24 protein-coding genes are annotated in these 25,661 nt (G+C 65.0%); 9 read left to right on the top strand and 15 right to left on the bottom strand.

The features are described from left to right. Positions 1 to 2 precede the first annotated feature (2 nt). The 7 genes from cobM to cobF all read right to left on the bottom strand — a co-directional run bounded on the left by cobM (position 3) and on the right by cobF (position 6,053). Positions 3 to 761 carry a precorrin-4 C(11)-methyltransferase gene (gene cobM, locus E8M79_RS07380; RefSeq protein ID WP_137151291.1) on the bottom strand — a complete coding sequence of 253 codons (759 nt, stop codon included), beginning with the start codon at positions 759 to 761 and terminating at the stop codon, positions 3 to 5. Further along, complete coding sequence (gene cbiE / locus E8M79_RS07385; RefSeq protein WP_137151292.1) at positions 758 to 1,963, bottom strand: precorrin-6y C5,15-methyltransferase (decarboxylating) subunit CbiE; 1,206 nt, start codon at positions 1,961 to 1,963, stop codon at positions 758 to 760. Before cbiE ends, cobM begins: the two co-directional genes overlap by 4 nt. After that, positions 1,960 to 2,721 (bottom strand): precorrin-3B C(17)-methyltransferase, encoded by a 762-nt coding sequence (locus E8M79_RS07390; protein WP_137151293.1) that lies wholly within the window; start codon positions 2,719 to 2,721, stop codon positions 1,960 to 1,962. The genes cbiE and E8M79_RS07390 overlap by 4 nt, the downstream gene beginning before the upstream one ends. After that, positions 2,718 to 3,440 carry a precorrin-2 C(20)-methyltransferase gene (locus E8M79_RS07395; RefSeq protein ID WP_137151294.1) on the bottom strand — a complete coding sequence of 241 codons (723 nt, stop codon included), beginning with the start codon at positions 3,438 to 3,440 and terminating at the stop codon, positions 2,718 to 2,720. Before E8M79_RS07395 ends, E8M79_RS07390 begins: the two co-directional genes overlap by 4 nt. Further along, entirely contained in the window at positions 3,437 to 4,069 is a 633-nt protein-coding gene (locus tag E8M79_RS07400; protein ID WP_137151295.1) for a precorrin-8X methylmutase, read from the bottom strand. Before E8M79_RS07400 ends, E8M79_RS07395 begins: the two co-directional genes overlap by 4 nt. A 2-nt stretch (positions 4,070 to 4,071) precedes the next feature. After that, a complete protein-coding gene (gene cobG / locus E8M79_RS07405; protein ID WP_171015772.1) occupies positions 4,072 to 5,250 on the bottom strand; it encodes a precorrin-3B synthase in 1,179 nt (392 codons plus the stop codon). 62 nt (positions 5,251 to 5,312) lie between these two features. Then, complete coding sequence (cobF, locus tag E8M79_RS07410) at positions 5,313 to 6,053, bottom strand: precorrin-6A synthase (deacetylating) (RefSeq protein ID WP_137151297.1); 741 nt, start codon at positions 6,051 to 6,053, stop codon at positions 5,313 to 5,315. Between the two features lie 164 nt (positions 6,054 to 6,217). On the opposite strand from cobF, the gene E8M79_RS07415 reads away from it, so the two are divergent. Continuing rightward, positions 6,218 to 6,586, top strand: a complete 369-nt coding sequence (locus E8M79_RS07415) for a DUF305 domain-containing protein (protein ID WP_137151298.1) — start codon at positions 6,218 to 6,220, stop codon at positions 6,584 to 6,586. Between the two features lie 37 nt (positions 6,587 to 6,623). On the opposite strand, the gene E8M79_RS07420 is transcribed toward E8M79_RS07415, so the two are convergent. After that, positions 6,624 to 7,652: a LacI family DNA-binding transcriptional regulator gene (locus E8M79_RS07420; RefSeq protein WP_137151299.1), complete on the bottom strand. Its 1,029-nt coding sequence runs from the start codon at positions 7,650 to 7,652 to the stop codon at positions 6,624 to 6,626. A gap of 196 nt (positions 7,653 to 7,848) precedes the next feature. On the opposite strand from E8M79_RS07420, the gene E8M79_RS07425 reads away from it, so the two are divergent. The 3 genes from E8M79_RS07425 to E8M79_RS07435 are packed head-to-tail and all read left to right on the top strand — an operon-like array spanning position 7,849 to position 11,371. Further along, positions 7,849 to 9,390: a sugar ABC transporter ATP-binding protein gene (locus E8M79_RS07425; protein ID WP_137151300.1), complete on the top strand. Its 1,542-nt coding sequence runs from the start codon at positions 7,849 to 7,851 to the stop codon at positions 9,388 to 9,390. Position 9,391: 1 nt separating this feature from the next. Then, positions 9,392 to 10,372 carry an ABC transporter permease gene (locus E8M79_RS07430; protein WP_248304933.1) on the top strand — a complete coding sequence of 327 codons (981 nt, stop codon included), beginning with the start codon at positions 9,392 to 9,394 and terminating at the stop codon, positions 10,370 to 10,372. Positions 10,373 to 10,420: 48 nt separating this feature from the next. After that, the gene (locus tag E8M79_RS07435; RefSeq protein WP_137151302.1) at positions 10,421 to 11,371 is read left to right on the top strand and encodes a substrate-binding domain-containing protein; all 951 of its coding nucleotides are present in this window, start codon (positions 10,421 to 10,423) and stop codon (positions 11,369 to 11,371) included. Between the two features lie 86 nt (positions 11,372 to 11,457). Here E8M79_RS07435 and E8M79_RS07440 read toward each other — a convergent pair whose 3' ends face one another. Genes E8M79_RS07440 through E8M79_RS07450 form a run of 3 tightly spaced genes read right to left on the bottom strand, consistent with a single transcriptional unit; the run spans position 11,458 to position 14,319 of the window. Then, complete coding sequence (locus E8M79_RS07440) at positions 11,458 to 11,658, bottom strand: heavy-metal-associated domain-containing protein (RefSeq protein ID WP_137151303.1); 201 nt, start codon at positions 11,656 to 11,658, stop codon at positions 11,458 to 11,460. Between the two features lies 1 nt (position 11,659). Next, complete coding sequence (cueR, locus tag E8M79_RS07445) at positions 11,660 to 12,070, bottom strand: Cu(I)-responsive transcriptional regulator (protein ID WP_137151304.1); 411 nt, start codon at positions 12,068 to 12,070, stop codon at positions 11,660 to 11,662. Further along, the gene (locus E8M79_RS07450) at positions 12,067 to 14,319 is read right to left on the bottom strand and encodes a heavy metal translocating P-type ATPase (RefSeq protein ID WP_137151305.1); all 2,253 of its coding nucleotides are present in this window, start codon (positions 14,317 to 14,319) and stop codon (positions 12,067 to 12,069) included. The genes cueR and E8M79_RS07450 overlap by 4 nt, the downstream gene beginning before the upstream one ends. 145 nt (positions 14,320 to 14,464) lie before the next feature. Here E8M79_RS07450 and E8M79_RS07455 point away from each other — a divergent pair, with 145 nt between their 5' ends. Both E8M79_RS07455 and E8M79_RS07460 read left to right on the top strand, forming a co-directional pair. Further along, positions 14,465 to 15,187: a Crp/Fnr family transcriptional regulator gene (locus E8M79_RS07455; protein WP_137151306.1), complete on the top strand. Its 723-nt coding sequence runs from the start codon at positions 14,465 to 14,467 to the stop codon at positions 15,185 to 15,187. Between the two features lie 326 nt (positions 15,188 to 15,513). Beyond that, positions 15,514 to 15,660, top strand: a complete 147-nt coding sequence (locus tag E8M79_RS07460; protein ID WP_137151307.1) for a DUF1127 domain-containing protein — start codon at positions 15,514 to 15,516, stop codon at positions 15,658 to 15,660. Between the two features lie 105 nt (positions 15,661 to 15,765). Here the strand turns inward: E8M79_RS07460 and ybaK are convergent, their stop codons facing one another. Continuing rightward, the gene (gene ybaK / locus E8M79_RS07465; protein ID WP_137151308.1) at positions 15,766 to 16,239 is read right to left on the bottom strand and encodes a Cys-tRNA(Pro) deacylase; all 474 of its coding nucleotides are present in this window, start codon (positions 16,237 to 16,239) and stop codon (positions 15,766 to 15,768) included. Between the two features lie 667 nt (positions 16,240 to 16,906). Here ybaK and E8M79_RS07470 point away from each other — a divergent pair. Next, a complete protein-coding gene (locus E8M79_RS07470) occupies positions 16,907 to 18,802 on the top strand; it encodes an autotransporter outer membrane beta-barrel domain-containing protein (protein ID WP_171015773.1) in 1,896 nt (631 codons plus the stop codon). A 110-nt stretch (positions 18,803 to 18,912) separates the two neighbouring features. Here the strand turns inward: E8M79_RS07470 and E8M79_RS07475 are convergent, their stop codons facing one another. After that, entirely contained in the window at positions 18,913 to 19,788 is an 876-nt protein-coding gene (locus E8M79_RS07475) for a LysR family transcriptional regulator (protein ID WP_137151310.1), read from the bottom strand. 116 nt (positions 19,789 to 19,904) lie between these two features. Between E8M79_RS07475 and E8M79_RS07480 the strand changes: the two genes are divergently transcribed. Both E8M79_RS07480 and E8M79_RS07485 read left to right on the top strand, forming a co-directional pair. Next, positions 19,905 to 21,401 carry a CoA-acylating methylmalonate-semialdehyde dehydrogenase gene (locus E8M79_RS07480; protein ID WP_137151311.1) on the top strand — a complete coding sequence of 499 codons (1,497 nt, stop codon included), beginning with the start codon at positions 19,905 to 19,907 and terminating at the stop codon, positions 21,399 to 21,401. Between the two features lie 72 nt (positions 21,402 to 21,473). Further along, entirely contained in the window at positions 21,474 to 21,935 is a 462-nt protein-coding gene (locus E8M79_RS07485; RefSeq protein WP_137151312.1) for a DUF5680 domain-containing protein, read from the top strand. A 75-nt stretch (positions 21,936 to 22,010) separates the two neighbouring features. Here the strand turns inward: E8M79_RS07485 and rhaI are convergent, their stop codons facing one another. Both rhaI and E8M79_RS07495 read right to left on the bottom strand, forming a co-directional pair. Further along, on the bottom strand, positions 22,011 to 23,300 hold the full coding sequence (rhaI, locus tag E8M79_RS07490; RefSeq protein ID WP_137151313.1) for an L-rhamnose catabolism isomerase: 1,290 nt from the start codon (positions 23,298 to 23,300) through the stop codon (positions 22,011 to 22,013). A 150-nt stretch (positions 23,301 to 23,450) separates the two neighbouring features. Next, positions 23,451 to 25,550, bottom strand: a complete 2,100-nt coding sequence (locus E8M79_RS07495) for a bifunctional rhamnulose-1-phosphate aldolase/short-chain dehydrogenase (protein ID WP_137151314.1) — start codon at positions 25,548 to 25,550, stop codon at positions 23,451 to 23,453. Positions 25,551 to 25,661 lie beyond the last annotated feature (111 nt).

Genomic DNA, 25,661 nt, shown 5'->3' on the forward strand with positions numbered 1-25,661 from the left:
TGTTATTGGCGGCCGCGAAAGCGCCGCTGGTACGCGGCGTCATAAAGCGCGCTGTTGCGAAAACCCTCGGCGCCCAGGCCCTGTCCCACAAAGATGATCGCCGTGCGTTCCACCGGCGTCTCGGCAAAGCGCGCGGCAATATCAGCCAGCGTGCCGGCGATGATGCGCTCGTCCGGCCAGCTGGCGTGATAGACAATGGCCACCGGGCAATCGCTGCCATAAAGCGGGGTCAGCTCCGCCACGACGCGATGGAGGTCGTGGATGGCCAGGTGGATCGCCAGCGTCGCCCCGGTTGCTCCGAAGCCGGCCAGGGTCTCGCCCGCCGGCATGGGCGACGCCCGTCCTGAAACGCGGGTCAGCACCAGGCTCTGCGCTTCGCCCGGAATGGTCAGCTCGCGCCCCAGCGCCGCAGCGGCGGCGGCAAAGGCCGGCACGCCCGGCGTCAGGCTATAGGGAATATCAAGCGCATCGAGCCGCCGCATCTGCTCGGCCACCGCGCTCCACACCGACAGATCCCCCGAATGCAGCCGCGCCACATCAAGACCCGCCGCATGGGCCTGGGCGCATTCGGCCACGATATCGTCCAGCGACAGCGGCGCCGTATCGACCAGCCGCGTGCCCGGGCTGCACCAGCCCAGCATCTCGGCGGGCACGATGGAGCCGGCGTAAAGGCACACCGGCGACGCCGCCAGCAGGTTGCGCCCGCGCACCGTGATCAGATCCGCCGCGCCGGGGCCGGCGCCGATGAAATGCACCGTCATGGCTTGCTCCACACCCATTGCGTGATCGGCATGGCCGGCCGCCAGGCCGTCATGCTGCCCACCGCATCGGCCTGCGCCACGCCAATGCGGCTCAGGCTCCCGCCGCGGCTGGCATAGGCCGCCAGCAGCAGCGCTTCGAGTTCGAGCGTCACCGCATTGGCCACGAGCCGCCCGCCGGGCCGCAGCGCCGCAATCGCCGCATCGAGCACGCCGGGGTCAGAGCCGCCGCCGCCGATGAAAATGGCATGCGGCGCCTCAAGCCCCGCCAGCGCTTCGGGCGCCGTGCCGATGACGATGCTCAGGTCCGGCACGCCCATCTGCGCCGCATTGCGCGCCATGCGCGCCGCGCGTTCGGCATCGGCCTCAATGGCAATGGCTTTCAGACTCGGGTCGGCCAGCATCCATTCAATCGCCACCGAGCCCGAACCGGCGCCAATGTCCCACAGCAATTCACCCCGCCGCGGCGCCAGCGCCGACAGCGTCAGCGCCCGCACATGCCGCTTGGTGATCTGGCCGTCGTGTTCGAAGAGGCCATCGTCTAGCCCCGGCGTCAGCGGCAGCACGCGCGCGCCGGGCAGGGCCACCACGCTGATGGCGCAGAGGTTGAGCGGATCAACGTTCTCGAGCGCAAAGCCCATCGCTACCTGGCTGCGCACTGTCTCGTTGGGGCCGCCCAGGGCTTCCAGCACCGTGACGATGGAAATCCCGAAGCCGGCTTCAGTCAGCAGCGCGGCAATGGCGGCCGGGCCCTTTTCGTCCGACGTCAGCGCCAGGATACGCGCGCCGGCATGCAGATGCGGCCGCAGCAGGTCGAGCGGCCGGCCATGCAGCGACAGCGTCACCACATCCTGCAGCGGCCAGCCCAGCCGCGCCGCCGCCAGGCCGAAGGCCGAGGGATGCGGATAGACCACCATCTGGCTGGCATCGATATGGCGCACCAGCGTCGCGCCGACGCCGAAATGGAAGGGATCGCCCGAGGCCAGTACGCAGACCTTGCGCCCGCGCTGCGCCAGCACCGCCTCGATGGACGCTGAAAACGGCGACAGCCAGGCCTGCGGCGTGCCTGTGATCACCGGCGCTGCCAGCGCCAGATGCCGCGCGCCGCCAAACACGATCTCGGCCTCGGCAATGGCGGCCCTGGCCGCGTTGCCCAGCCCGTCGAGGCCATCCTCGCCAATGCCCACGATGGAGAGCCAGCTCATTTGGGCTCACCGATCGAGCGCGGCGAATAGACCAGCGGCGCCAGACCCGGTCGCTCGATGACGCGCGTCTCGTGCGAGCCGATGATGACGCAGGTCGCCATATCGGCCGTCGCCGGATCGGCATCGGCCAGCGACACCACGCGAATATTCTCGTCCGGCCGCCCGGCTGCCCGCCCGAAGATCACCGGCGTCGTCCACGGCAGTTCTTCGCGCAGAATGGCAAAGGCCGTGCCCAGCTGCCAGGGCCGCGCCTTGGAGATGGGATTGTAGAGCGCGATGACGAGACCCGCGCCGGCGACAGCGCGCAGCCGCGCCTCGATCACCGTCCAGGGCTTGAGATTGTCCGACAGCGAAATGGCGCAGAAATCATGCCCCAGCGGCGCTCCGGCCCGTGCCGCCACGGCCAGCATGGCGGTAACGCCAGGCACCATGGTCACCTCCAGCGCGCGCCAGGCCGGCGGCCCCGCCTCGATGGCCTCGCATACCGCTGCCGCCATGGCGAAGACGCCGGGGTCGCCGCCCGATACGACGCAGACCGCTTCGCCACTTGCCGCCGTCATCAACGCATCCTTGGCCCGCGCCAGCTCCTCGCGATTGTCCGAGGCGACGCGGCGCTGGTCATCGCGCAGGCTCAGCCGGTCGAGATAGGGGCCATAGCCGAAAAACACATGGCTGGCTGCAATCGCCGCCAGCGCCTCGGGCGTGGTCTGTTCGGGGCTGCCCGGCCCGGTGCCGACGACAAAGAGCTTGCCCGTCATGGCCGCGTGCTCCAGCCCGGCAAAAGGATCAGCGCGAAATAGGGCGCCACATCATCGGGCTTGTCGGCCAGCCGCATCGATTTTCCATTGGCCATGGTGCCGCGCTCAACATAGACCGCGCTCTCCAGCCGCCCGGCGGCGGCAATGGCGCGACGGATCTTGGCCATGTTGCGGCCCACCTTCATGATCACCGCGCCATCGGTATTGTCGAGCCGGCGGATCAGGTCATCCTCCTCCAGCGTACCGGGCAACACCGACAGAATATCATCGCCCTGCACCAGCGGCAGCCCGGCCTGCGACCAGCAGCCCGACATGGCGGTGATGCCCGCGATCACCTCGGTGGGATAGCGATGCGCCAGCCGCACATGGATATGCATATAGCTGCCATAAAACAGCGGATCGCCCTCGCTGAGCACCGCCACGGTGCGCCCGGCATCGAGATGGGCAGCCACAAGCGCGGCAGCCTCCTCATAAAAGCCGCCGGTGGCTGACTTATAGTCGGCATGGCGCCGGTCGATCTCGGTGGTCACCGGATAGGCCAGCGGCTCTTCGATCTGGCTGGTGATGAGATCGGCCACAATGCTGCGCGCATTGCTGACATTGCCCTGCTTGGCAAAGTAGGCCACCACATCGGCCGCCTGAATGGCCCGCACCGCCTTGAGCGTCAGCAGCTCCGGATCACCCGGACCCGTGCCCACCCCGATCAGCCGCCCGCTCATAGTCCAAACCTCGCCAGCGCATTGAGCGCTGCCGCCGTCATGGCCGAGCCGCCCAGCCGTCCGCGCACGATGGCATAGGGCACGCCATAGGAATTCTCCTCCAGCGCCGCCTTGGATTCCGCTGCGCCAACAAAGCCCACCGGCATGCCCAGGATCGCCGCCGGTTTCGGCGCGCCATCGCGCAGCAGTTCGAGCAGATAGAACAGCGCCGTCGGCGCATTGCCGATGGCCACCACGGCACCCGCCAGCCGCGGCAGCCAGAGCTGCAGCGCCGCTGCCGAGCGCGTATTGCCGATCTCGGCGGCAATCACCGGCGTCTGCGCATCGCGCAGCGTGCAGATCACGTCATTGTTCGCCGGCAAGCGCGCTGCGGTCACCCCGCGCGCCACCATTTCGGCGTCGCAGAGGATCGGCGCACCGTTCGCCAGCGCATTGCGCGCGGCCGCGACGAAACCGGGGCCAAAGCTGAAGGCCTTCGCGGCGTCCACCGACCCGGCGGCATGGATCATGCGCACGGCCAATTCGGCCTCACCATCGTCAAAGCGCGACAGATCTGCCTCGGCGCGGATAATGGCAAAGGACTGCCGGTAGATGGCGTCACCATCCTTGATATAGTCGTAGTCGGTCATCGTCATCCTTGCCCGGCAGTGGCAAGGGCGGACTCAAGCTGGTCCGCTGCCAGCAGCGCCTGTGGCGTATCGCCCGCGCTGCCCGCGATGACAAGACCGTAACCGTCCCTCTGCCCCACCAGAGTCACATCGGCGCGCCTTGGATGCGCACAGCCCTTGCTGCAGCCCGAGACGTGGAGATGCAGCTTTGGCGGCAGTCCCGGCGCCAGCCGGTCAGCCGTTTCGCGCGCCGGCACCAGCCCCGAGGCACAGCCCGCGCTGCCGATACAGGCGCTGATCCGCCGGCGTGGATCGCCGGCATCGGTGACAAAACCCAGGTCACGCGCCAGCGCCACAAAGCCCTCCGAAGCGCCGATGGCCAAAAGACTATGCTGCGGCGCCAGGCGGAACTCCGTCACGCCATGCTCTGCTGCCGCCTGCGCCAGCGCGGTCAGGCTGACATGATCGCCACTGCCATAGGCCAGCGCCACGCGACGCACCGGCGTGCCGTCACCCAGCGCAAAGCGCCGCATGGCGTCGTCGTTCTGCGGCGACGCTGCGACACGAGCGCCAAACGCGGCAGCGGGCGGCAGTTCGCTTGCCCGCGCTGCGATGCCGCGCTCGGCCAACGCTTCAAGACAATCCTGCGTCGCCGCCACGGCATCTGCCGCGCTGCGCAGGCCGATAGCCCGCCCGCCAATGCTGACTGCCCAGCCATCGGGCGCGACAGCTTCAAGCCGCACATCGGCCTTGGATTGCGCAAGCCCAATTTGCCCGCAACCGTCGACAATCACTGTCACCTTGGGCCCCAGCTGCCCCGCCAGCGGCAGCGCCGCGCTGCGGATCGCTGCGGCAAGCGGCCGTGGATCGGCGATCTCGCGGGCATCTTCGCCGGCCAGCGGCGGCACTTCCACCACGAGACCGCGTTCGATGCGCACCAATTGCTCCACGGCTGCCGCAAACGGCCCGGACGACGACGCCGTCAGCCCGCGCACCTGCAGATTCCCGCGCGCTGAGATCTCGATCAGCCCATTGCCATGCTGCGCGGCCAGTGCCGCGATTCCGGCCAGCTGCTGCGGGGTCATCCGCCCGCCCGCCACGCGCAAGCGCGCCAGCAGGCCATCGCCTGTGGCCATGGGCACATCAAGCGACGGACAGGCGCCGCGCCGCGACGGCGCTATGGGGGCAGGGGAAAGAGCCATGGACATCGCTTTGGTTTATCCGATCCCCGCACGGGGAAACAGTGGCCTTTCGGCGCAGGGCGTCAGCCTTCGCCGCGCTTGCGCAGCAGATAGATATCCATGATCCAGCCATGCCGCGCCCGCGCCGCCTGCCGCGTGGCGACGATGCTGTCACGCACATCGCCCAGCCGCCCGGCAATGGTGATCTGGTCGGGCGTACCCAGATAGGCGCCCCAGAAGATGTCGAGGTCGGGGTCGGCCTCGGCAAAGGCCGTCTGGCCGTCGAGCATGACGATGGTGTCTTGCTCCACCGGCCCCAGCCGCCGCCCGGTGGTGATGTGCACCGGCGCGCCGATGCGGTTCAGCGCAATGCCATGCGCCGCCGTCAGCGCCTGGATCGCGGTAATCCCCGGAATGATCTCGACAGCAAGCTCTTCCGTCGCGCGCAGGCGCTCGACGATGCGGATGGTGGAATCATAAAGCCCCGGATCGCCCCACACGAGAAAGGCGCAGCTACCGCCCTCCGGCACAGCGTCCAGCAGCCCGGCAAAGAGCCCGGCCAGTGCGCCATGCCAGTCGTCCACGCCCGCGCCATAGCTGGGGTTGGCCGCATCGCGCTGTGGCACGGCATAGTCGATGACCCGGCTGGCCGGATTGGTCACGTAGCGCGCGATGATGTCCCGCCGCAGCCCGGCAAGATCGGCCTTGGCCGCGCCCTTGTCGGGCACGAACAGCACATCGGCGCGGTTGAGCGCATTGATCGCCTGGATGGTGATGTGTTCGGGATGCCCGGCGCCGATGCCGACAATCAGAATGGTCTTCATCGCAGCTGCCCGTCCCGTCGCATGGTCCTCACTAGCCAGCCGCCCCCGGTGAAGTCAATCAGACGCCCGCCAGTAACATTGTCGCGCGCGCTGACGCACCCGCTTGACCTTCCCACGCGGTAAGCCCCCACCATCGTCCGGTCTTTTCAGCTTTCGGAGTAATCATGAAGCGTTCCATTCTCGTCTGCGCCCTGGCCCTTGGCCTCAGCCTTCCCGCCCTGGCTCAGGAGGCTGCACCCGCTGCCCATGATGGCCACGGCGCCATGGCCGCCGCGACCAGCCCGGCCACTGAGGCCTATCAGGCTGCCAACATGCAGATGCATACCGACATGGCCATCGACTACACCGGCGACGCTGATGTCGATTTCATCAAGGGCATGATCCCTCACCACCAGGGCGCCGTCGCCATGGCCCGCATCGTGCTCGAACATGGCAGCGATCCCGAGGTGAAGGCTCTGGCCGAAGGCATCATCAAGGCGCAGGAAGAAGAGATCGCCTGGATGCAGGTCTGGCTGGCCAAGCACGGTCAGTAAGGCCGGTCGGTGCGGGGTGCTGTGTCGCGGAGCCCCATCACTCCCGCGCGGCGCGGCTCACCGAATTGCGCACGATCAGCTCGCTGCGCAGCAACACTTCGGTCCGCGCCGGCGTCTCCCCGGCCAGCAGCGCCAGCAGCAGGTCCATCGCCTCCTCGCCGATCTTGAGGCGGGGCTGCTTCATCGTCGTCAGCGACGGCGTCACAAAGCTGGCAAAGGAAATATCGTCAAAACCCATCACTGAGAATTCGCGCGGCAGGTCATATTTCCGCGCATTGAGCGAGATGATCACCCCCAGCGCCGTCGCGTCATTGACGCAGAGGAAAGCGGTCGGCAGCACATCGCGCACAAACATCTGCTCGGTTGCGGCGCGCCCGCTTTCGGTAGTGCCGTCACCATCCAGGATCAGCCGGGGATCAATGTGTAGCCCCGCGCCGGCCAGCGCTGCGCGATAGCCCTGTTCGCGCAGGCCATTGACCGCCTTGGTGGTCGAGTGGCCGATAAAGGCGATGCGCCGGTGCCCCTGCGAAATCAGATGCTCAGCGGCAATGCGCGCGCCCTCGAAATTGTCGACGCCCACATAGGGCACCGCGCTATTGGTCACCGGCTCATTGACCGCCACCATGGGCGGCAGCCGCGTGCCGCTGCCATCGCCGGCGCCCACGCCATAGGGCAGGTGGCCGGTGAACAGGATCAGCCCATCGGCCTGATTGGAATTGATGAAGCGCAGATAGTCGGTTTCCCGCTCGGGGTCGTTCTGCGTATTGCCGATCAGCACGCCATAGCCGCGCTTGCTGGCCTCGGTCTCGAGTCCCACCAGAATATTGGAGAAGTTCGGGTCGCCCACATCGGGCGCCAGAATCAGGATCATGTTGGAGCGGCGCATGCGCAGCGAGCGCGCCATGGCATTGGTGGTATAGCCCGTTTTGGCCACCGCCTCGTTGACGCGGCGGCGCGTGGCGTCGGCCACCTTGGTCGGCTCATTGATCGCCCGGCTGACCGTGGCGATGGATACGCCGGCAATAGCCGCCACGTCCTCGATGGTCGCCAGTTTCTGCTGCTGCAATCTGTGCCTCGCACGCACCCTGGCGCCCGCTCCGCCTGCCTTTAGCAGATGGCGCAGGCAGCGCCAGCTCCTCCCTGTGGCTTACGCCATTTATGCGCAGTGTAAACCTTTACATGGATCATGAAAACCTTTACATCTCGCCTCATGAGCGGAGAGACGGGCCCAAGCCTGCCGCGCTCGGAGGAGGGGGTCGATCATGTCGAGTGCCAACGGCACGTCTGCGCCTGCCATCCTGTCCGCGCACAGGATCAGCAAGTCCTTTGGCGACATTCCTGTTCTCTTCTCCATCGATTTCGACATTCGCCCCGGCGAAGTGCACGCCATCATTGGCGAAAACGGCGCCGGCAAGTCGACGCTCATCAAGATCCTCTCCGGCATCGAGCAGCCCACCTCGGGCAGCATCAGCTTTGATGGAAAGACCGTGGTGCTGCCGCCCAATGGCGCCGCCGAAGCCATGGGCATCGTGCTCATCCACCAGGAACAGAACCTGGCCGAACATCTGACGGTGGCCGACTCCATTTTCCTCGGCCGCGAGCTCAAGCGCTTCGGCTTTCTCAACCAGGCCGAGATGCGCCGCCGCGCTGCCGCCGTCATGGCGACGCTGCATGTCGCGGTCGATCCCGATGCGCGCATCGGCTCGCTCTCGGTGGCCGACAAGCAGATGGTCGAGATCGCCAAGGCCATCAGCCGCGACGCCCGCGTGCTGATCATGGACGAGCCCACGGCCGTGCTCTCGGTGGGCGAGACGCAGACCCTGTTCGAGCAGATCCGCCGCCTCACAGCGCGCGGCGTGGCCGTCATCTTCATCTCGCACAAGCTCGACGAGATCATGGAACTGGCCCAGCGCGTCACCGTGCTGCGCGATGGCCAGCTCATTGCCACCATCGGCACCGAGGCGCTCACCCCCGATTCCATCGCCCAGATGATGGTGGGGCGCGAGCTGTCCAATCTCTATCCGCCCAAGCATGAGCCGGACGTGGATGCGCCGGTGGTGCTGCGCGTGCGCAATCTCAGCGCCACGGGCGTCAGCGATATCTCCTTTGATCTGCGCCGCGGCGAAATCCTCGGCTTTGCCGGGCTCATCGGCTCGGGCCGCACCGCCGTGGCCGAGGCGGTGGTGGGGCTCACCTCGCACACCGGTGGCCAGATCGAGCTCGACGGCAAGCCGGTCGATTTCACCCAGGTCGCCCAGTCCGTCGATGCCGGGCTGGCCTATATGACCAAGGATCGCAAGGGCAAGGGCCTGCTGCTCAACATGGGGCTGCAGCCCAATCTGACCCTGCTCACGCTTAAGAAACATATGCGTGCCGGGTTCCTCGACAGCGCCAGCGAAGCGCGGGCGCTTGAGCGCGCCGTGCGCCGCTTCGACGTGCGCGCCCGCGACGCCAGCGTGGCCGTCGGCCGCCTGTCGGGTGGCAATCAGCAGAAGCTGATGCTGGGCAAGACCATGGAGAGCGAGCCCGACATCATCATCATGGATGAGCCGACCCGCGGCATCGACGTGGGCACCAAGCAGCAGATCTATCACATCATCGCCGCGCTCGCCGCCGAGGGCAAATCGGTCATCGTCATCTCCTCGGAGATGCAGGAGGTGATCGGGCTCAGCCATCGCGTGGTGGTGATGCGCCAGGGCCGCCTCGCCGGCGTGCTCGAAGGCGCCGAAATCACGGAATCGGAAATCATGCGGTACGCCGCAGGCATCAAACAGAGTGGACACGATGAGCGCATCAGCGCCTGATATGGCAGCCAAACCCGCACGCGGCTTCCGCATCGACCTCAAGACGGCCGGCCCCCTGGTGGCCCTGGCCCTGCTGGTGCTGCTTGGCGTCACGCTCAACGAGAATTTCCTCACCTACAACAATCTCACCAATGTGCTGGCGCGCTCGTCCTTCATTGGCATCATCGCCATCGGCGCCACCTTCGTGATCACATCGGGCGGGCTCGACCTGTCGGTCGGCTCCATGGCGGCGGTCATCGCCGGCGCCATGATCATGGTAATGAACTGGCTGATCCCCTCGATGGGCATCGGCTGGGGCGTGGTGCTGGCCGGCATGGCCGTGGGCATTCTTGTGGGTGGTGTGGCCGGCGTCGGCAACGGCATGATGATCACCCGCGGCCGCATCGAGGCTTTCATCGTCACCCTGGGCACCATGGGCATCTTCCGCTCCCTGGTGACCTTCCTCGCCAATGGCGGCACGCTGTCGCTCAACTTCGAGGTCGCCGACGTCTATCGCCCGGTCTATTACGATGGCCTGCTGGGCGTGCCCTATCCCATCATCGTCTTCGCCCTGGTGGCCATCGGCGGCGAAATCGTCATGCGCCGCACCGCCTTCGGCCGCTATTGCGCCGCCATCGGTTCAAACGAACAAGTGGCCCGCTATTCCTCGATCAATGTCGATAACGTCCGCCTCATGACCTACATCCTGCAGGGTGTGCTGGTCGGCGTCGCCGTGCTGCTCTATGTGCCGCGCCTCGGTTCGGCCTCTAGCACGACGGGCGTCTTGTGGGAGCTCGAAGCCATCGCCGGCGTCATCATCGGCGGCACCACGCTCAAGGGTGGCTATGGCCGCGTCTGGGGCACGGTGGTGGGCGTCGTGATCCTGGGCCTGATCGGCAACATCCTCAATTTGCAGAGCCTGATCAGCCCCTATCTCAACGGGGCCTTCCAGGGCGTCATCATCATTCTGGCCGTGCTGTTGCAGCGCGGTCGCCGCAGATAGCCGACAAGGCTTACATCGCCCGCAACGGGCACTCACGGGAGGACTGAAATGAAACTGGTGAAATCCCTATTGGCAGTGGCGGTCACCGCCACCGGCCTCGGCGGCGTCGCCATCGCCCAGGACAAGGTGACCATCGGCGTGTCTGTGCCGGCGGCTGACCATGGCTGGACGGGCGGGGTGAACTATTTCGCCCAGCAGGCCATCGACCGCCTCAAGACCACCTATCCCAATGTCGACTTCGTCTTTGCCTCGGCGCCCGACGCGCCCAAGCAGATCGCCGACATCGAGGACATGGTGTCGACCCGCAATATCGACGCCCTGGTCATCCTGCCGGGTGACCCCGACGCCATGACCTCGGCCATCAAGCAGGTCAAGGACGCCGGCAAGTTCGTAACGGTCGTGGATCGTCAGCTGTCGATCTCGGGCGTTGAAAACCTCTATGTGGCCGGCGACAACCCGGGCCTGGGCGCCAACTCGGCCGAATACTTCAAGTCGGTCATGCCCGATGGCGGCAATATCGTCATCCTGCGCGGCCTGCCGATCCCGATCGACGCCCAGCGTTTCGACGCCTTCATGGCCGGCATCGAAGGCACCAATATCACGGTGCTGGACGATGAATTCGCCAACTGGAACCGCGATGACGGCTTCAAGGTGATGCAGGACTTCCTGACCCGCTTCCCCGACATCAAGGGCGTCTGGGCACAGGACGACGACATTGCCCTGGGCGCCATCGAAGCCATCAAGCAGGCCGGCCGTGACAAGGAGATGTTCATCGTCGGCGGCGCCGGCATGCAGCAGATCCTGCAGGCCGTTGCCGATGGCAGCGCGCTCACCCCGGTCGACGTCAGCTACAGCCCGGCGATGATCGCCACGGCCATCGAGCTGACCACGTCCCACCTGGTGGGCGGCATCCAGGTGGCCGGTCGCTATATCCTCGACTCCACCCTGATCACCAAGGACAACGCGGCCGAGTTCCTCGATCCTTCCAGCCCGTTCTAATCTCCCTTTCAGAGCGGACAGGCAAAGGGCGCCCACAAGGCGCCCTTTGTTTTGGGTGGGGCAGGGGGCGCACCGGGCGCCCGGGCTTACACAGCCTCTGGCGTATAGCCTGCCTCGCGGATCGCCGCTTCGCCCTTGGCGCGGTCGCCGGTGAAGCGCACCTTGTGGCTGGCCAGGTCCACCGCAATGCTGGCGCCGGGCAGGGCCTCTTGCAGCGCCTTGGTCACCGTGCCCACGCAGTGGTTGCAGGTCATGTCATTGACGGTCAGTTCGATTGTTTCGGCCATGTCAGTGTCCTTTGGTTGCGCGCGCCTCGCCGGCGAGCTCGTCGAGAATGGGGCAGTCGGGGCGATCATCCCCGCCGCAGCAATGGGCCAGGTGCTTGAGCGTGCGCACCATGCCCTCGAGATCGGCGATCTTGGCTTCGAGCGCCGCGATATGGTTCACCGCGATGGCCTTGACCTCGCCACTGGCCCGGCCCTTGTCCTGCCACAGACCCAACAGCGCGGCGGTCTCATCCACCGAAAAGCCCAGCGTCCGCGCCCGTTTGACGAAGCGCAGCAGATGCACCTCCGCCCCGCCATAGACGCGATAATTGCTGCCCGTGCGCTGCGCCGGGCGGATCAGCCCGATCGACTCGTAATAGCGGATCATCTTGGCCGAGACGCCCGAGGCGCTGGCCGCTTCGCCAATATTCATCGCAGGCTCCCCGCCACCGTGCGCAGACGCTGCGCATTGCTCACCACAAAGATTGACGACAGCGCCATGGCCCCGGCCCCGATCATCGGCGACAGCAGAATGCCGAACGCAGGATAGAGCACGCCCGCCGCCACCGGGATCAGCGCGACATTATAGCCAAAGGCCCAGGCCAGGTTTTCCCAGATATTGCGCATGGTCGCCCGGCTCATGGTCAGCGCGTCCAGCACGCCTCTGAGATCGCCGCCCAGCAGCACCACATCGGCGCTTTCGATGGCCGCATCGGTGCCGGTGCCCACGGCAATGCCCACATCGGCCTCCGCCAGCGCCGGCGCGTCATTGATACCGTCACCGACAAAGGCCACCTTGCCGAACTGCCGCAACGCCTTGAGCGTGGCGACCTTGTCGGCCGGCAACACCTGCGCCCGCACTTCGCTAATGCCCAACTGCCGGGCAATGGCCTCGGCCGTGCGCTGATTGTCGCCCGAGATCATCACGGTCTTGAGCCCCCGTGCATGCAGTTCGGCAATCACCGCCGCGCTGGAGGACTTGACCCGGTCGGCCACCACAATGGCCGCCGCCAATTTGTCATCGATGGCCACGAACACCGCTGTCTTGCCGGCATCGGCAAAGCCCTCGATGGCTGCGCTGAAGTCAGAAAAATCCAGATGTCCCAGGTGCCGCTGCGAGCCCACGGCCACTAGTCGCCCATCGACCCGCGCCGTGACGCCATTGCCGGCCTCGGCCACGAAATCGGTGACAGTACCCGGTGTCAGCCCCAGTCGTTCAGCTTCCGCCACGATGGCGCTGCCGATCGGATGTTCGGATTTCGCCTCCACCGCCGCCACCAGCGCCAGCACCTCGTCATGCTCGAAGTCATCATCGAGGATGAAATCGGTCAGTGCCGGCTTGCCCTCGGTCAGCGTGCCGGTCTTGTCAAAGGCCACCACGGCGACGTCGCGCAACTGCTGCAGGGCAGAGCTCTTGCGGAACAGCACGCCCAGCTCGGCCGCGCGGCCGGTGCCCACCATGATCGAGGTCGGCGTCGCCAGCCCCATGGCGCAGGGGCAGGCGATGATCAGCACCGCCACCGCATTGACCATGCCGAACACATAGCCCGGCGTGGGTCCGAAAACCGCCCACACCGCAAAGGTCAGCACCGCTGCGACCATGACAGCGGGCACAAACCAGGCGGTGATCTGGTCGACCACGCCCTGGATGGGCAGCTTGCCGCCCTGCGCCTCTTCCACCATGCGGATGATCTGCGCCAGCGTGGTGTCGCCGCCCACCTTGGTGGCGCGGAAGCGCACACTGCCCGAGATATTGAGCGTGCCGCCGATCACCGCATCGCCCACGCCGCGCGTCACAGGCAGCGATTCGCCCGAGATCATCGATTCATCGATCGGGCTTGATCCCTCGATGATCTCGCCATCCACGGCAATCTTCTCGCCCGGACGCACCACGATCACGTCGCCGACGCGCACCTGCTCCACCGGCATTTCGCTGATCGCGCCATTCTGTTCCACGCGGGCCGTGCGCGCCTGTTCGCGCACCAGTCGCCCGATGGCATCGCCGGTGCGGCCCTTGGCGATGGCCTCCAGCCAACGCCCCACCAGGATCAGCGTCACGATCACGGCCGCTGATTCGTAATAGACATATTGCGCTTCGCTGGGCAGCAGCTGCGGCGCGAAGGTGGCGACCACCGAATAGAGATAGGCTGCGCCCGACCCCAGGGCCACCAGTGCATTCATCTCCGGCGCGCCGCGCAGCAGCGCCGGAATGCCCGACACGAAGAAGCGCCGCCCCGGCACCGCCAGCACAAAGCTCGCCAGCGCGAAATAGATCAGGTTCAGCACGCCCTGCGGCACCACCGAGATCACCGCCATGTGGAACGGCATATAGAGATGCCCGCCCATTTCCAGCACCAGCAGGGGCAGGGTGGGGATGGCGGCCAGGATCACATCGCGCCGCAGCCCTTGTGCATCCTCGTCATGATGCTGGTGCCCGCCGCTGTGCTGAGGCGTGCTGGGCGTCACCTTGGCGCCATAGCCCGCCTTCGCAATAGCCGCCAGCAGCGGGGTCGCATCGCCCGATGCGCTGTGCACCGTGGCCCGCTCGGTGGCGAAATTGACGCTGGCCGTTTCGACCCCCGGCACCTTGAGCAGGGCCTTTTCGACGCGGGCCACGCAAGAGGCGCAGGTCATGCCCTCGATATCGATGCTCACGGCGGCGGAATGGGTGTATGAGTGCATGGGTTGTCCCCTTTCGCGGTGACATATAGACCTTCCCATGGTGGTAAGGTCAACGGCTCTGCGTCAGGTTGGCGCGGTCACAGTTCTACTGTTTAAACTCTTGGCATCGTGCCAGTATAAGCAGCAACGTCAGGAGACTCGTCCAATGGCCGTTGCGCGCATAGACATTCACAACTCGGACGTCCCGGTGCTTTGCCAAAGCTGCGAAGCAAGGCACAAGGGCATGTGCGGAGCGCTCGATGCCGAGCAGCTCAAATCGCTGGCGCGCCAGACGCGCCGTGTGCATCACGCGGCCGGCGAGGAAATGGTCGCCGAGGCCATGCCCGTCACCGGCTATGGCAATGTCATGCGCGGCGTGGTCAAGCTCTCCAAGGTGCTTGAGGATGGGCGTCAGCAGGTGGTAGGCCTGCAATTCGCCCCCGATCTGCTCGGTCGCCTCTTCGCCAAGGAAAGCCGGGTGACTGCCGAAGCGGCCTCCGATGTGGATATCTGCATGGTGCCCAAATCGGCGCTGGAGCGGCTGGTGCAGGAAAATCCGGCGCTCGAACATCGCCTGATGGAACAGACCCTGCGCGAGTTGGACGAGGCTCGCGACTGGATGGTGACCCTGGGCCGCAAGACCGCTGCCGAAAAAGTCGCCAGCTTCCTCTATCTCATTGCCAGCCATATCGATCCGTCCCAGGGCAAGGCCGTGGCGACCTTCGATCTGCCGCTGACCCGCGCCGACATCGGCGATTTCCTCGGCCTCACCATCGAGACGGTGAGTCGGCAGATGAGCAAGCTCAAGGCCGATGGTGTGGTCGAGATCGAGAACTACCGCCATGTGCGCGTGCCCGATCTGGGACGCCTGCGCGCACGCTGCGGCTGAGCCGCCCATTTGCTATGCAGCAGCCGCGCAACGCGGCTGGCGCTGAAATGGGCCACACACCCGGTGCATAGCTCTTTTCCAGATGGTCAAAAATCAATTAACGGCGCCAAAAGGCGCCGTTTCTGCATTTTAGTCAATATTTTCAGTGGTTTGTGCGAGGCATTTCAGCCGAACTTTTGCCGTTCGCCGGGTAGCGCGATGAACGGTAGATGACGGGATTGCCTCTTTTGTTTGCACTGAGTGCATAACGGATGTGCACAAAGGCTGACTTCTAATCACGACGGGGCGGGTCTACATAAGGGTCATCAAACGAAGGGGAACCGAAAATGAACATCCGCCAGAAAATCGCACAGTTTGCTCAGTACCAGCGCACGATGCGCGAACTCAACGCTCTCGACAGCCGTCAGCTGAGCGATCTGGGCATCACCAAGGGCGACATCAAGAACATCGCTCGCGGCGACTTCGCTCGCTAATCCGAGCCAGCCTGCCAATAGACTTGAGATGAAGGCGTCCACTTGGGCGCCTTTTGTCTTTTCTGGGGTTGGCTTAGGCGGACGCCGTGCGCAGGACACCTACCCCTAGCGGATCAGGTCAGCCGCCTTGGCCCCCAGCGCCGCCACCAGATCGTCAGGCTTCATGCGGATCTGAAAGCCACGCTGCCCGCCATTGAGGAAGATTTCCTCTTCCAGCGTCGCCAGCTCTTCCACGGCGGTGGGCACGGGTTTCTTCTGCCCGAACGGGCTGATGCCGCCCACCTTGTAGCCGGTCAGCCGCTCGGCATCGGCCGGCTTCATCATATGCGCCGCCTTGCCGCCAAAGGCCGCGGCCAGCTTTTTCATATTCACTTCGGCGTCCGACGGCACCACCACGCACACCGGTCTGCCGTCCACCTCGGCCATCAGCGTCTTGAGCACGATGGACGGCGACACACCCATGGCCTCTGCCGCCTGCAGCCCGACGCGGTCGGCATCGGGATCGTAGTCATAAGTGGCTGTGGCAAAGGCAAAGCCGGTCTTGGCGAGGGCGAGCGTGGCGGGCGTGGTCTTGGACATGAGGCGAAGTTTTAGCGCCTCCGCCGCCAAGGGCAAGTCCGTCGCTGCAACAGGGAAGGGCCGTTCTGCACGCGGTTTGTGCGATCATCCTTCCCGCACCAGGCGCGTGCTGGCCTGTGCCGGTCGGATGCCGCTCGCTCCGCACAAGGCCCGAAGGCTCCGGAGTGGAATAAATTCTGGCGCCCCCTAGTGCAAAACCTTACCAAGTGATTTATTCCCTGCGTTAACAGGGTGTTAACGCCCCTGATCAGGCTGCTTTCCCATGCTGCTGATGTGTCTGGAACGACATAAGCGCTGGGGCGGCGGCAATGGTTCTGGTGTCGAGCAGCAGTCATGACAGTCCTACGCCGCGTAGAATTGTCGGCCCCTGCAATCGAGCGCCGACCATAGGCGATTAAAACCGGTGTGCTGGGGCGCACCAAAGACTTTCATCTGCGATCGCATGTCGGTCGAATTGGTGTTCTGGGTGAGTGTTATGCTGCGTTTTACGTCCGTCCGCTCCGCGCTTTTGCTGTCCGCCTCTCTTGTTATTGTGTCCTTGGTGACGGATGGCGCGGGGGCGGTCGACTACACGTGGTACGGCAACACGACGAGTTTTATTAGTGCGAGCAACTGGAGAGACCTCGCCGGCAATCTGCCATCCCCGTTAAGCAATTCCGCGACTTTCGTGCCGACGAACAATTTCATCATCGACGCCGTGAACGGCTCGTTTAACCCCACCCTGTCGGGCGGCACAATTTCGCTCGGAACGATCACGGTCAGTGACTTCACACTGACCTTGAACAACAATGTGCGTCTGACGACGGCCGGAATCATCGTGAACAATGGTGGCGGCTTGTCAACGCGGGTCAACACCGGTGTGACCGGCAATATCACGGTCAACGCCGGCGGCCTGTGGACGGTGAACAGTGCCATCGGCGTCACCGGCAATGTGACCAATGCCGGAACCTTGACCCTCGGCGGCAACGCGGTAACGGGGATCGGCACGCTGACCAATTCTGGTACCGTCACCGGCAGTGACGGCCTCCAAGCCGCCACAATCGTCAACTCTGGCACCATCACTGGCACCACCTACGGCCTGAGCCCGACCAGCGCCCTGACGCTGACCAATAGCGGCACCATCTCGGGTGGCACGGCGGCCGTTCGGCTGGGCGTCAATGGCAATACCATCAACATCAATCCCGGTAGCGTGTTCACCGGGGGCATCGACTACAACAATACCACAGGCAACACGACGGCCTTCGGCGCCGGCAGCTATACGCTTGCTGTGCAGAACTATTCCACCACGGGCAACACGGTCACAACGGCCAATGCCTCAACGGTGGTGAATATGACCAGCAATGGCGCCGTCGTCTATTCGGCCACCGGCGCCCCGCCAGTTCAGCCTGCCGCTGCAGCGGTCCCTGCCGCTGCGGCCCCGGCTGTCACGCCAGCCCCTGTGGTGTCGACAACGCCCACCACCACGATCAATGTGGTCAACATGGCCTCGGTGACCAATTCCACTGCGGTCCAGTCCTCGAGCTATGCCTCCAACATTTCTGGCATGATCGGCGACGTCATGGCCATCGGCGATCTGACCAGCGGCGTGTCGGGCGCGTCCAGCGACAGCGGCGATGCCGGTTCGAACGTTCTGGGCTATGTCGAGATCGTCAAGCCCAAGTCCAAGCCCGTCGCCGCCATCGATGCGGCGATCGCCAAGCCGCAGACCATGCCGGCGCAGGGCCAGGTTGTTGATGGCGCGGGCAATGTCTTCTGGTCGCGCGCCTTTGGCGGCGCGCAATATACGCCCGCGCAGAACGGCTCGGGCGCGCTCAGCTCCTATTACTACGGCGCCGCCATCGGCATCGACCACCGCTTCGACACCTGGCGCCTGGGCGCCTATCTCGGCGGCGGCAAGGCCAGCCAGGGCGTGCTCGACGGATCGGGCGATATGGATGGCTCGGTGGTGTTCGGTGGTCTCTATGGCCACAATGACCAGAACGACTTCATCACCGATTTGGGCCTGTCCCTGGGCAAGCTCTCCAACAACTCCAAGCGCTATATCAACAATGGCGCCCAGACCGCGACCGGCAGTTTTGGTGGCCTCTTCGTCGCGCCCGAAGCCGCGCTGGGCTATCGTTTCGAGCTGACGGACGGCTGGGATGTCGTGCCCAGCGTCAAGCTGCGCTACACCGGTTCATTCTATGACGGCTATAGCGAAACCGGCTCGACCCAGAATGTCGCCTATTCGGACCAGTCCGTGCACATGTTCGACGAGCGGGCCCAGATCAAGCTGACCCACACCGAGCAGTCCGACACTGGCCTCAAGCAGCAATATTATGTGCAGGGTTCGGTGCAGGGCTCGCAGCGGGTCGGCGACAGCAATCTCAATGCCACCGTTTCCGGCACGTCCTATGCCGTCACCGCCTCGGGCGACAAATCCCTGCTCGCCGGCAGCGTCGGCGCCGGCTTTGACCTCAATGTCACCCAGGCCGCCGCTGTCTATGGCGGTGCCGACGCGACCTTTTACACCAACGGCGCCCAGGCCGTGGCCGGCCGAGTCGGGCTCAAGCTGAGCTTCTGAGGCGCGCTGGAGCGTTTCCAGCAAAAGTGGACACCACTTTTGTGGTTCGGAAACATGACCAAACAGGACCCTAGAGCGGTTTCACCGATTCAGCGAAGCGGTGAAACGCTCTAGAACATCGCCCGGTCGCGCGCCACGATCTCGCTGAGGAATTCGGCCACCAGCGCCACGCGGCGGATGGCGCGCAGATCTTCATGCACCACGGTCCAATAGCTGCGCATCAGGCTGTGCTGCGGCAGCACCGGCACGAGGCCCGCATCGCGCCCGGCCATGAAAGCATGGAGAATGCCGATGCCGGCGCCGGCACGCACCGCCTCGGTCTGTCCCATGGCCGATGACACCGCCAGGCTGGAGCGCCAACCCCGCAGGAACTCGCCGGTATAGTCGAGCGACTGGGTGAACAGCAGGTCGTCGACATAACCCACGAGACTATGCTGCGCGAGCGCCGCCAGGTCCGCCGGCGCGCCATGCCGGTCGAGATAGCTCTGCGCTGCATAAAGGCCGAGGCGATAATCGGTCAGCTTGCGCGCCACCAGCCGCCCCTCCTGCGGCCGCTCCAGCGTCACGGCAATATCGGCCTCGCGCCGCGACAGCGAAAAGGTGCGCGGCACCGGCACCAGCTCCACCCGCAGCCCCTTGTGCCGCTCGATCAACTGGCCCAGCCGCGGCGCGAGGAACGCCACGCCGAACCCGTCCGGCGCGCCCACGCGCACCGTGCCCTCCACTTTGCTGTCCGCGCCGGACGAAGCGCTGGCCGCCAGCATGGCGCTTTCCATGGCCTCGGCATGGCTCAAAAAGCGCTCGCCGGCGCCCGACAGCTCCGAGCCATTGGTCTTGCGGGTGAAGAGCGTGCTGCCCAGCGCCGTCTCCAGCGCCGTCAGCCGCCGCGCCACCGTCGCATGATTGAGCCCCAGCGCCTTGGCCGCCCCCAGGATCTGCCCGCTGCGGGCGACGGCGAGGAAAATGCGAACGTCATCCCAGTTCATCGGCGTCTGTCCCAAAGGCTCATGGACTATAATTGGTGCACATCAGATGCAAAATCTATCGCATTGCGCTGCGTAAACCGTAGCGCCTAACCTGCCGCCAAACAAGGGAGCCCCTTATGCGCACCATCGGCCACTTCATCGACGGCATCGAATCCACCGGCAATTCCGCCGAATTCCAGGACGTGTTCAACCCCGCCACTGGCGAGGTGCAGGCGCGCGTGGCCTTGGCCACCCAGGCCGATCTCGACGCTGCCGTGGCCTCGGCCGCCGCCGCCCAGCCCAAGTGGGCCGCCACCAATCCGCAGCGCCGGGCCCGCGTGTTCTTCAGCTTTGTCGCCCTGATCAACCAGCACATGGATGAGCTGGCGACCCTGCTCAGCGCCGAGCATGGCAAGACCATCGAGGACGCCAAGGGCGATATCCAGCGCGGGCTGGAAGTCGCCGAATTCGTCGCCGGCGCGCCGCATCTGCTCAAGGGCGAGTTCACCGATGGCGCCGGCCCGGCCATCGACATGTATTCCATGCGCCAGCCGGTCGGCATTGGCGCCGGCATCACCCCGTTCAACTTCCCGGCCATGATCCCGCTGTGGATGCTCTCGCCCGCCATCGCCGCCGGCAATGCCTTCATCCTCAAACCCTCCGAGCGCGACCCCTCCGTGCCGGTGCGCCTGGCGCAGCTGGCCATCGAGGCCGGCCTGCCCAAGGGCGTGCTCAATGTCGTCCATGGCGGCAAGGCGGTGGTCGATGGCATCCTGCATCACGACCAGATCGGCGCGGTGAGCTTTGTCGGCTCCACCCCGATTGCCCGCTACGTCTATGCAACCGCCGCAGCCGAGGGCAAGCGCGTCCAGGCCTTTGGCGGCGCCAAGAACCATATGATCATCATGCCCGACGCGGACATGGACAAGGCCGCCGACGCGCTGATGGGCGCCGGTTACGGCTCGGCCGGCGAACGCTGCATGGCCGTCTCGGTCGCCGTCCCGGTGGGTGACGAGACCGCCGACCGCATCATCGCCGCGCTCAAGCCGCGCATCGAAGCGCTCAAGGTTGGCCCCGCCACCGACGCCGCCAGCGAAATGGGCCCGGTGATCACCAAGGCAAGCAAGGACCGGATCGACGCCCTCGTGCAGTCCGGCATCGACCAGGGCGCGACCCTGGCGGTCGATGGCCGCGGTTTCACGCTCCAGGGCTATGAAAATGGTTATTTCGTCGGCCCGAGCCTGTTCGATCATGTCACGCCCGAGATGGATATCTACAAGGAAGAAATCTTCGGCCCCGTGCTCAGCGTCGTCCGCTCCAAGACCTATGAGCAGGCGCTCAAGCTGACCATGGACAATCCCTATGGCAATGGCACGGCCATCTTCACCCGCGACGGCGACGCCGCCCGTGACTTTGCCGCCCGCGTCAATGTCGGCATGGTGGGCATCAACGTGCCCGTGCCCGTGCCGCTGGCCTATCACAGCTTCGGCGGCTGGAAGGCCAGCGCCTTCGGCGATCTCAACCAGCATGGCACCGACGCCATCAAGTTCTGGACCCGCACCAAGACCGTCACGGCCCGCTGGCCCTCTGGCATCAAGGACGGCGCCGAATTCCAGATGCCGACCATGAAGTAGGCCCGCCGCCTCCTGCCAGCCTCTGACAAGACCTATGGCTACAAGGCCCTCCAGCACACCACTGGAGGGCCTATGCCTATCGACGATCTCACATCCATCATCGTTGCCGCCAAGTCGGCCACCTATGTCGGCGGCGGCAGCAGTGCGCCGCCCTCGTGCCCGGGCTCGCATGACCTCGGCTGGAGCCACGGCCCCTGGCGCTATCTCGACAGCTATTTCGGCGGCACCGATTTCATCGGTCAGGAAACGCTTTGGCATGACGGCACGCCCGTCTGGGCCATGAACTACTATGGCTATATCCAGCGCCCCGACCTGATCGACGGCCAGCGCGCCGGCGCCACCATCAAGGCAGCGCTCACCGCAATGTACGGGGAAGGGCGCTTCCTCGGTGGCTTCGACTGGACCGGCCCGCATGGCCGCTATATCGACACCAGCAGTGGCGACGCCGCCCATTTCCACGGCCGCGAGATCATCCGCGTCGGCGATACCGAAGCCTATGCGCTCGACTATTTCGGCGGCCTCATAAGGCCCTGAGGGCGAGCCCGCGCAAACGAAAAGCCCGGTGATGGCTCACCGGGCCTTTCCGCTCTGGGAGGAGCAACTGCTGACCTAGACGATGCCGCCCGAGCCGCCCTCGACGACCGGGCGCACGTCGGCGACCTTCTGGCGATAGCCCGAGGCGCGATAGGTGCTGAGCAGGTCGATCGCGCCGCCCTGCTCGAAGCGAGCCATGGCCAGAATCGGCTCGACATCGGTGCGATAAGCCTGGCGCAGCGCCTGCGTTGCCGCCAGCGCGTCATTGCCCTGCTGTGCCGCCAACAGGTTTGCCCGATCCACCAACAGTGCCTGCGCATAGGCGCGCTGCACGTCGGAGGCCGACAGCATCAGCGACTCGATCGGGTCGGTGACATTGTGGCTCTGGTCCAGCATATGGGCGGGGTGGAAGTCGGCGTCGCCGGCCTCGATATCGACCAGTTCGTTGAACACCAGGAACAGGCGATAGGGGTCGATGGCGCCGGCGTCGAGGTCATCGTCGCCATATTTGCTGTCGTTGAAGTGGAAGCCACCCAGCTTGCCGAACTGGGCCAGGCGGCTGACGATCATCTCGATATTGACGTTGGGCGCATGGTGACCGAGGTCGACCAGGCACAGCGCCTTGTCGCCGAGCTCCTTGGCGATGATGTAATTGGTGCCCCAATCCTGCACCACCGTCGAATAGAACGCCGGCTCATACATCTTGTGTTCGGTATAGATGCGCCAATCCTCGGGCAGGGCGGCATAGACCTGCTTCATGGAGTCCAGATAGTTCTCGAACTGGCGGGCGAAATTGACCTGGCCGGGGAAGTTCGAGCCATCCCCGATCCACACCGTCAGCGCCTTGGAGCCGATGGTCTTGCCGATCTCGATGCATTCGAGGTTATGCTCGATGGCCTGGTCGCGCGCTGCCTTGTCGGCATGGCTGAGCGAGCCGAACTTGTAGCTCTGCAACTGCCCCTTGGCGTCCGAGAAGGTGTTGGAATTCATCGCGTCAAAGCCCAGGCCAAAGCGGCTGGCCGACTGCTTGAGGCGATTGGGATCGGCCTTGTCCCACGGAATATGCAGCGACACCGTGCGCGTCGCCTGCGTCAGCTGGGCGATGACGGCGCAGTCCTCGATCTTGTCAAAGATATCGCGCGGCTCGCCCACGCCGGGGAAGCGGGCAAAGCGCGTGCCGCCGGTGCCCACGCCCCAGGAGGGCACGGCCACGTTGAAGGTGGCGACCTTGGCCTTGATGGCATCGATATCGACGCCACGGCGGTCCAGCCGCTCGCCTAGCGTGTCGTAGTCGACATTGAGGTCCGCCAGGCGCTTCTCATTGTTCGCGTCAACCACAGACGGGTCGATGATGGTGTCGGTCATAGATGGTGCCTCCCTCGGCGGTCCCCTGCCTCAGTCTCTCCCCTTCAAGGGGAGGGAGGCGATGGAGCCGCATAATCTGTGTGCTATCTGGACCCTCCCTCCCACGTGAGGGGAGGGTCGGGGAGGGGGTCTCTCGACCCCGTCACTGCGTTACCGCGTGAACGACTGGGCGTTGCCCGCGTCCACATTGATGATATTGCCCGTCGACTTGGCCGAAGCTTCCGAGGCGAAGAAATAGATCGCTTCGGCGATATCCTCGGGGAACACGCTCCGCTTGAGCATCGAGCGCTCGCGGTACATTTCCTCAAGCCCATCCTTGTCGGTCTTGTAGGTCGAGGCGCGCTGTTCCAGCCATTCGCCGGCCCAGATCTTGCTGCCGCGCAGCACCGCATCGGGGTTCACCACATTGACGCGGATCTGCTCGCCCGCGCCTTCCAGCGCCAGGCACCGCGCCAGGTGGATTTCGGCCGCCTTGGCCGTGCAATAGGCCGAGGCATTGGGCGAAGCGGCCAGGCCATTCTTGGAGGCCACGAACACCACATTGCCGCCGATCTTCTGGGCGCGGAACAGGCGGAACGCCTCGCGCGACACCAGGAAATAACCGGTGCTGAGGATATCCATGTTCTTGTTCCACAGCTCGAGCGAGGTCTCCTCGATCGGTGCGGAAGAGGCGATGCCGGCGTTGGAGACGAGAATGTCGAGCCCGCCGAATTCCACCACCGCCTCGGCAAAGCCGGCGATGACGACGGCTTCCTGCGTCACATTGAGCTGCACCGGCCGCACGAAATCGGCGCCGAACACCTTCCCCAGCTCGTCATTGGCCGCAGCCAGCGCCGCCTGGTCGATATCGGCCAGCACCACGCAGGCGCCTTCGCGCAGCAGCCGCACGGCCGTGGCCTTGCCGATGCCGCCGGCGCCGCCGGTGACCAGGGCGATCTTGCCGGCCAGCGACTTCGGCTTGGGCATGCGCGCCAGCTTGGCCTCTTCAAGCAGCCAGTATTCGATGTCGAAGGCTTCCTGCTCGGGCAGGCCGACATAGGTCGACACCGTCGAGGCGCCGCGCATCACATTGATGGCGTTGACGTAGAATTCGCCGGAAATGCGGGCTGTCGCCTTGTCCTTGGCGAAGGTGAACATGCCCACGCCCGGCATCAGATAGACCACCGCATTGGGGTCGCGCACGGCAGGCGAATTGTCATGCTTGCAGCGGTCGTAATAGGCCTGGTAGTCGATGCGATAGGCGGCGACGTCATCAGCCAGACGGGCAATCACCGCGTCCACATCCGGATTGGCTGGATCAAATTCGATCACCAGCGGGCGGATCTTGGTGCGCAGGAAATGGTCCGGGCACGAGGTGCCCAGCGCCGCCAGCGGGCGCAGATTGTTGGAATTGACGAATTCGAGCACCGCGGCGCTGTCGTCGAAATGGCCCAGCTTGTGGCTGTCGGCCGAGATCAGGCCGCGGATCTTGGGCATCAGCTTGGCCGCGATGGCGCGACGCTGGTCGGCGGGCAGGGCGGTGACGGCGGCGCCGCCGAAAATGGTCTTGCCAGCGGTCTGCGTCTCAAACCATTCGATGGCCTGGTTGATGATACCGATGGTGGTCTCGTAGCATTCCTTGGGCGTGTCGCCCCAGGTGAAGAGGCCATGGGACTCAAGGATCAGCCCCTTGGCCTTGGGGTTCTCTTCACAGAACTTGCCCAGCCACAGGCCGAGCTCAAAGCCCGGCTTCTTCCACGGCAGCCAGCCAATGGTGTCGCCGAAGATTTGGCTCGTCAGTTCCTTGGAATTGTTGGACGCTGCGATGGCAATGATCGCATCGGGATGCATGTGATCGACAAAAGGCCGGTTCACATAGGCATGCAGCGGGGTGTCGATCGAGGCGGCGCGGGGATTGAGGTTGAAGGTGGCGTGCGGCAGATAGCCGACCATCTCGTCTTCGAATTCAACGCCGCGATAGAGGCCCTTGAGGGCACGCAGCTTGTCCATATAGAGCGTCGAAAAGCCATCCAGCTTGATCGAGGCGCTGTCGCCGCCCGAGCCCTTGACCCACAGCACTTCCACGTCCTGGCCGGTCAGCGGGTCTTTCTGCATGATCTTGGACGAGGTATTGCCGCCACCATAATTGGTCACGCGCTTGTCGCTGCCCAGCAGGTTTGAACGATAGACGAGGCGTTCCGGCTCGCTCATGGCGGCGGCTTTGGCATCGTCCCAAAGATTGGCAAGGCGCTTGGGCGCGGTGGTCGACATGCAGACTCCTCCCACAGGGTGGTAACGCGGATTTTGGCCGGAGATGGCCACGATAAATGTGCAGTGTCAATCACAAACAGTCAGAAACGCGCATCAGAGACTGACATGTTT

This window comes from Devosia sp. FKR38 (genome assembly GCF_005222805.1).
Taxonomy (GTDB): domain Bacteria; phylum Pseudomonadota; class Alphaproteobacteria; order Rhizobiales; family Devosiaceae; genus Devosia.

Coding starts and splice junctions, on each gene's coding strand:
- cobM (WP_137151291.1), bottom strand. CDS start 761: ATGACGGTGCATTTCATCGGCGCCGGCCCCGGCGCGGCGGATCTGATC.
- cbiE (WP_137151292.1), bottom strand. CDS start 1,963: ATGAGCTGGCTCTCCATCGTGGGCATTGGCGAGGATGGCCTCGACGGG.
- E8M79_RS07390 (WP_137151293.1), bottom strand. CDS start 2,721: ATGACGGGCAAGCTCTTTGTCGTCGGCACCGGGCCGGGCAGCCCCGAA.
- E8M79_RS07395 (WP_137151294.1), bottom strand. CDS start 3,440: ATGAGCGGGCGGCTGATCGGGGTGGGCACGGGTCCGGGTGATCCGGAG.
- E8M79_RS07400 (WP_137151295.1), bottom strand. CDS start 4,069: ATGACCGACTACGACTATATCAAGGATGGTGACGCCATCTACCGGCAG.
- cobG (WP_171015772.1), bottom strand. CDS start 5,250: ATGGCTCTTTCCCCTGCCCCCATAGCGCCGTCGCGGCGCGGCGCCTGT.
- cobF (WP_137151297.1), bottom strand. CDS start 6,053: ATGAAGACCATTCTGATTGTCGGCATCGGCGCCGGGCATCCCGAACAC.
- E8M79_RS07415 (WP_137151298.1), top strand. CDS start 6,218: ATGAAGCGTTCCATTCTCGTCTGCGCCCTGGCCCTTGGCCTCAGCCTT.
- E8M79_RS07425 (WP_137151300.1), top strand. CDS start 7,849: ATGTCGAGTGCCAACGGCACGTCTGCGCCTGCCATCCTGTCCGCGCAC.
- E8M79_RS07430 (WP_248304933.1), top strand. CDS start 9,392: ATGGCAGCCAAACCCGCACGCGGCTTCCGCATCGACCTCAAGACGGCC.
- E8M79_RS07435 (WP_137151302.1), top strand. CDS start 10,421: ATGAAACTGGTGAAATCCCTATTGGCAGTGGCGGTCACCGCCACCGGC.
- E8M79_RS07440 (WP_137151303.1), bottom strand. CDS start 11,658: ATGGCCGAAACAATCGAACTGACCGTCAATGACATGACCTGCAACCAC.
- cueR (WP_137151304.1), bottom strand. CDS start 12,070: ATGAATATTGGCGAAGCGGCCAGCGCCTCGGGCGTCTCGGCCAAGATG.
- E8M79_RS07450 (WP_137151305.1), bottom strand. CDS start 14,319: ATGCACTCATACACCCATTCCGCCGCCGTGAGCATCGATATCGAGGGC.
- E8M79_RS07455 (WP_137151306.1), top strand. CDS start 14,465: ATGGCCGTTGCGCGCATAGACATTCACAACTCGGACGTCCCGGTGCTT.
- E8M79_RS07460 (WP_137151307.1), top strand. CDS start 15,514: ATGAACATCCGCCAGAAAATCGCACAGTTTGCTCAGTACCAGCGCACG.
- ybaK (WP_137151308.1), bottom strand. CDS start 16,239: ATGTCCAAGACCACGCCCGCCACGCTCGCCCTCGCCAAGACCGGCTTT.
- E8M79_RS07475 (WP_137151310.1), bottom strand. CDS start 19,788: ATGAACTGGGATGACGTTCGCATTTTCCTCGCCGTCGCCCGCAGCGGG.
- E8M79_RS07480 (WP_137151311.1), top strand. CDS start 19,905: ATGCGCACCATCGGCCACTTCATCGACGGCATCGAATCCACCGGCAAT.
- E8M79_RS07485 (WP_137151312.1), top strand. CDS start 21,474: ATGCCTATCGACGATCTCACATCCATCATCGTTGCCGCCAAGTCGGCC.
- rhaI (WP_137151313.1), bottom strand. CDS start 23,300: ATGACCGACACCATCATCGACCCGTCTGTGGTTGACGCGAACAATGAG.
- E8M79_RS07495 (WP_137151314.1), bottom strand. CDS start 25,550: ATGTCGACCACCGCGCCCAAGCGCCTTGCCAATCTTTGGGACGATGCC.